Origin of the sequence: Bacillus cereus group sp. Bc031, from assembly GCF_027716265.1 — a bacterium.
Classification (GTDB): domain Bacteria; phylum Bacillota; class Bacilli; order Bacillales; family Bacillaceae_G; genus Bacillus_A; species Bacillus_A paranthracis.
On record NZ_JAQFUL010000157.1, the window covers coordinates 1 to 4,967 of the forward strand.

The following is a 4,967-nucleotide window of genomic DNA, read 5'->3' on the forward strand; positions in this document are numbered from 1 at the left end:
TACTCTGTAAACTAAATAAGTAGTAATGCCTATTTTTCTTTATAAATACAAGAAGAATCATATAATGTGTAACATTATATAAATATTGGTACATCGCTCAATGAGAGCGATGTACTTTTTTTATTACATAGCCCTCTTTATGACCTCATATAGAACAACAACATTTTTATAAAAAGGATGTTTACAACAACATTAGTGTGGTTAGACTGGACGGAGAAATATATTTTCACTTTGAGGGGTGCTTATATGAACGTGTATACAGTAAAAGAATTGGCATTAGATTTAAAAAAACATGAAGAAACGATTAAGCGATGGTTGCGGTCTGGAAAGTTTCCGAATGCATTTCGCAATAGTGACAAAGAGGGATGGAGAATTCCCGCAGGTGACGTTGAATATATAAAGCAAGAACCAAGATTTGTAAAAGGAGATTCTCAGCAAAGTCAACAAGTGGTACGGGAAGAAATTGCCGAATTGGAGTTAGTCAAATTAGCATATGAGGCAGTTACACTCACATCTCCAACGCAAGAAATCCTTACTCTTCTTTCCGTTGTTGGGATTAAACGAACATTAGAGATTCTATTGATTATGCAACAATCTACTAACAAAGTGAAAAACCCTGATGGGTTTATCAAGAAAGCCATCCGTGAGAATTGGAGCCCAACAACTATCCCTTTTAAGTTACCAAAGAAGCAAAGTAAACACATCTACGACCTTACCCAACAGGAATATGAGGCAATGGGGAATCAAATACAACATGAATATCAATTAAAAGTTCCTATTTTCAATTGGTTAGAGGAATAAGTGGGTCTGAATATCTAACAGGAGGCTTTGAAAATGAGAGATAGTTATTACCACTTACGGTGTCCAAAAGGTGTTCAAAGCCGATATACATTACTTGTGTTTGAACCGAATAACAAAGTATTTCTACCACTGACAGACTTTTATGATGATGCCAGTAGGAAAATTTCAGAAAGTACGGCGTTGTCGTATCTCCAATGCCTTCTTCCATTCTTCAATTGGTTAGACAAATACAGTAACTATCAAGGGCAACATGTACAATGGAGCGATTATCCTGAAGCCATACGGGTCGCTGCGGAAGATTATTTGATGGACGAAATGGCTTGTAAAGTACGGGAAAAAGATTCTTTTCGCTTTGTCAATCGTTCCAAAAAAAGTCCGAATACCGTTCATCGCTTCCTTTCCGCTCTCAAGTCATTTTATAAGTCCTTGATTACACTGAGACAGTATGGCTATCCGAATCCCCTTATCGATTCTCATGCGATATTGGACGATTACAAAACAAATACCGAAGGTGTGAGAAAGAACAAACCTCGAATGCCTGCCGAAGCAGGAACAGAAAGACCAATTGTGCATAGACGTTTGACAAATTCTTACTTCAAGCTCATTAACGAGGAATGGCAACCTGAAATTATTGATGATCCTCTTCTCTATCCTAAAGTTAAACAGGCAGGTAATCAGGCAAATTGGTCATTGCGAGAAAAAGTCATTGTCCGTATGTTATTTGAGACAGGGGCAAGAGTTTCAGAGGTAATTGAATTGACCATTGGCGATTATCGTTCCCGCAAGTCTTTTGAAGAAGTCAGCACGTTTAACAAAGGCAGTCATGGACGTAGAGCAAAGTTTCTTCGGTTCAGCAAAAACACAACGAAACTTCTGTTTCAATATATCAATCAAGAGCGTAGAAAAAATGACCCTTTAGGGCGGAATTTTGATTCTCTACCTAACGATGCACCCATGTTCCTGACGGAACGAGGAACACCATTTTCGTATCAGGCTTGGTATCCACATTGGAATAAGGTCATGAAGATGATGGGCATAAGGTTAAATCCACATAAAACAAGACATTGGTATGTCACGACAACTATGCGTGAGATTTATAATATTTCCAAGACAAATGCAGAAATTAACCAGCGAAAAGATGAACTCATTAAATACATGAAGTGGAAACAAAAAGACACGATTGAAGTGTACGAACATCACTTTGACGAAGAAAGATATCGAAGTTTTCATGACAAGATGCTTGAAAATATAGCAGAGAAAGAAAAAGAGTACATAGAACAACCGAAACAGAAACGTAATAATAAACCCCATCTGACTGCTGTAGACACAGCAAAAGAAACAGAATTAGAAGTAGATATCCAAACACTATTGGATGATTTGGAGGATGAATAATGACAACAAAGCTGAAATTTCCGACATCCCCATTTTATGAGGAATTAACGGGTAAAGTGGATGAAAATATTCTTCGTTTGCGTGATAGCAGAGGGGTATTTCTGTTAGATAAAGTGGATGAATTACCTATAAAATATTTCCTTAATCAGTGTTTAGATACACCTTGGCAAAATCAATTATTATTGGCAATGCTTATTGGCAGAGACAGAAATTTGGGTGCACGAACATTATATGACAATACCAGACATATAAATGTTAGGCTTAAAGGTATATTTCATGTTTACGATTTAAAGACTTTCATTGATTTTGATACAGAACAGCATATGTATGACTATTTTAAAGTTCTTATTTATCCTGAACATTCAAATAGCCAAAGGGCAGAATTTCTAACAAGATACAAATCTGTTTCCTACTCAACTAAAAAATGGCTTACATCAAAGTTAAGTCAGGAACAACAAGAGTATTTTCAACAATTCCTACTCCCTATGCCTATGTTTGATAGTCGAGATTTTATATTCAATAAACAAGCAAAGGAACAAGCCCGAAACACTCGCAAGAGTGAAACGGATGCCATCGTGCCGTATCTTCCTCACATTCGGGTGGAAGCAAACTTCCGTTGGAATCAGATGAAACGATTGCGAGAAGCCTTTCTGATAGCTTGTAAGAAAGCTGAACAAGGTGATGTCACTCTCCCCTTAGAGTTTCACTATAACGAGCCTGAACGTATTGAAGAGCGGTTTCACTTCCGTTTATGGGACAAATCTTCCTTTGTTTTGTATCACAAGAAGAAATTTACAGAATCCATTGTAAAGTCAGCAGAACAGCGTACAAGAACGTATTCCGAAGCAAATAATCAGTATTTTGTAGAGTTTTTGAAAGCTGAACGATTGGAAGATGATGATGTAGCGGAGGGGCTATGGTTTACAGAAATCCTGCAAGAAGGTGTGTTGGGGATGTGGTATCCAAACGCGACAGAGGAAGAAATAATGCAGAAACGAAAACTCTTGTTTTCATGGGGGTATGGAGAAGAGAATTTAACAGGAAACCCCGAGCCGTTTTACCCCAAACACAAGGGCATTCTATGTACAAGTACCTTTGTTTCTCTTCACAGTAGTAAAGCCGAAGGCATTCTATTTGATGTAGAAGCATTTTATGTCGCAACAACCTTCGGTCTGTTAGCAGTAGATATTTTCACAACAACAGGAGCGAGACTGAACGAATTATTACAGCTTAACAGTGAAAAAGATTGTTTACGAGCTATCAAAGTAAATGGAGATTTAAAATTCTCCTTCTATGCCATCCCAAAAGGGAGAGATAAGCCTGAATCTTATCCAATCAGCAAGCAAACCTTTCAACTGATAAAGAGAGTCAATTTGATGTTGAAAGAACATTACAACGGGACAATTCCAAACGTAACTTATCGGGGTGAAAGGAAACACCTATTCCCAGAGCCAAAACCTTATTTCTTTCAATATAATGAGAAAGCACTCAATAGACATTCAGTTACTGCCTGCCTACGTTTTCTCTTGCATGGATTGTTTTTTGAGACGCAAGAAGGAGAAACTGTGATTATTAAAACACACTTACTACGTCATGCATTCGCAACGGAAGCTGTTCAACGTCAAGACATTCCGATTGACATTGTAGCAAAAATGCTCCATCAGTATGACGTGAATGTAACAAAATATTATTCGGAACCTACTCCAAGTCAAGTAGCTGAAAAAATTGGAGAATTACATGACGTGATTGCTAACTATATTGATTTAGATGAAGTGATTCTTCGGAGTCCCGAAGAACTTCAGCGGGAATGGGAGGAATACAAAGCCAAAGTAGGTGTATACAACAACGTGTTAGGCGGTACTTGTGTGACAGACAAAGTATGTCCTGTGAAAATGGCATGTTTAGGATGTGTGGCAAAGATTCCGCAACCTGAAAAGAAGCATGAACTTTTTGAAACAATTGAATTATCAAAGGATATGGAAAAGCGTTTTGCTACTATGGGTTTGACAATTGAAGTAAATAAGGCAAAACAGATGCGGAAGCTTGCAAGGAATGAATTAAAAGAGATTGAATTGATTGAAAAATATCGGGAGGAACAGACATATGAACCAAACATTTCCTTCAAAAAATAATCGAACATGGCTCAAAGGAGTTCACGAAACTCGAAGCCAACGCTCCTCCCTATTAGGTAAGGAAGCAATTAACCTTCTGGTCAAAGAAAACCTTCCTGTTACACTAAAAACTGTATCAGAGAAGTCTAAAGAGATTGATTCCGAAGGAAAAGGTATTCACTCTAATACAATTATAACAAATCCAGAATTGTATGAGTATTATAAACAACACAGCAAAACATACAAGCAAAAATCAAACTCTAATCAGTCCCTACAAAAGCGTTCTGTTGCCTTTACTTCTGTGGATTATCGACGTATACGAGCAAACCGAAGCATAGAAAACACCCAACGAAAATATATGAAGATGTCTAAGAAAGAACTTGTACAACGACTCATCTTGGCAGAACAATATATTGCAGAAAATAATGAAGCGTGGGTAGCCAATCAATTTGAGCAGTTCCAATAGAGCATCTTTATGTACCACTACAAAAGCAAATACATTGTAGTAGTAGATGAGGTCATTTGTAGTACAACAAAAGGATAGAACAAGCAGGATCCCTCTGTTTGTATCTATCCTCTTCTTTTTGTCTATATAATGTTGCACATTATATAATTATTCTTGGTATATATAACAAAACGCTTATCTCTTGATTCTAAATAAAA

4 protein-coding genes are annotated in these 4,967 nt (G+C 37.2%); all 4 read left to right on the forward strand.

The window, feature by feature from the left end:
* Positions 1–246 precede the first annotated feature (246 nt).
* Genes PDQ33_RS28175 through PDQ33_RS28190 form a run of 4 tightly spaced genes read left to right on the forward strand, consistent with a single transcriptional unit; the run spans position 247 to position 4,770 of the window.
* Positions 247–801 (forward strand): helix-turn-helix domain-containing protein, encoded by a 555-nt coding sequence (locus PDQ33_RS28175; protein ID WP_270395419.1) that lies wholly within the window; start codon positions 247–249, stop codon positions 799–801.
* Positions 802–834: 33 nt separating this feature from the next.
* The gene (locus PDQ33_RS28180; protein WP_073569444.1) at positions 835–2,193 is read left to right on the forward strand and encodes a tyrosine-type recombinase/integrase; all 1,359 of its coding nucleotides are present in this window, start codon (positions 835–837) and stop codon (positions 2,191–2,193) included.
* Positions 2,193–4,325 (forward strand): tyrosine-type recombinase/integrase, encoded by a 2,133-nt coding sequence (locus PDQ33_RS28185; protein ID WP_073569445.1) that lies wholly within the window; start codon positions 2,193–2,195, stop codon positions 4,323–4,325. Before PDQ33_RS28180 ends, PDQ33_RS28185 begins: the two co-directional genes overlap by 1 nt.
* The gene (locus tag PDQ33_RS28190) at positions 4,297–4,770 is read left to right on the forward strand and encodes a hypothetical protein (protein WP_073569446.1); all 474 of its coding nucleotides are present in this window, start codon (positions 4,297–4,299) and stop codon (positions 4,768–4,770) included. Before PDQ33_RS28185 ends, PDQ33_RS28190 begins: the two co-directional genes overlap by 29 nt.
* Positions 4,771–4,967: the final 197 nt, after the last annotated feature.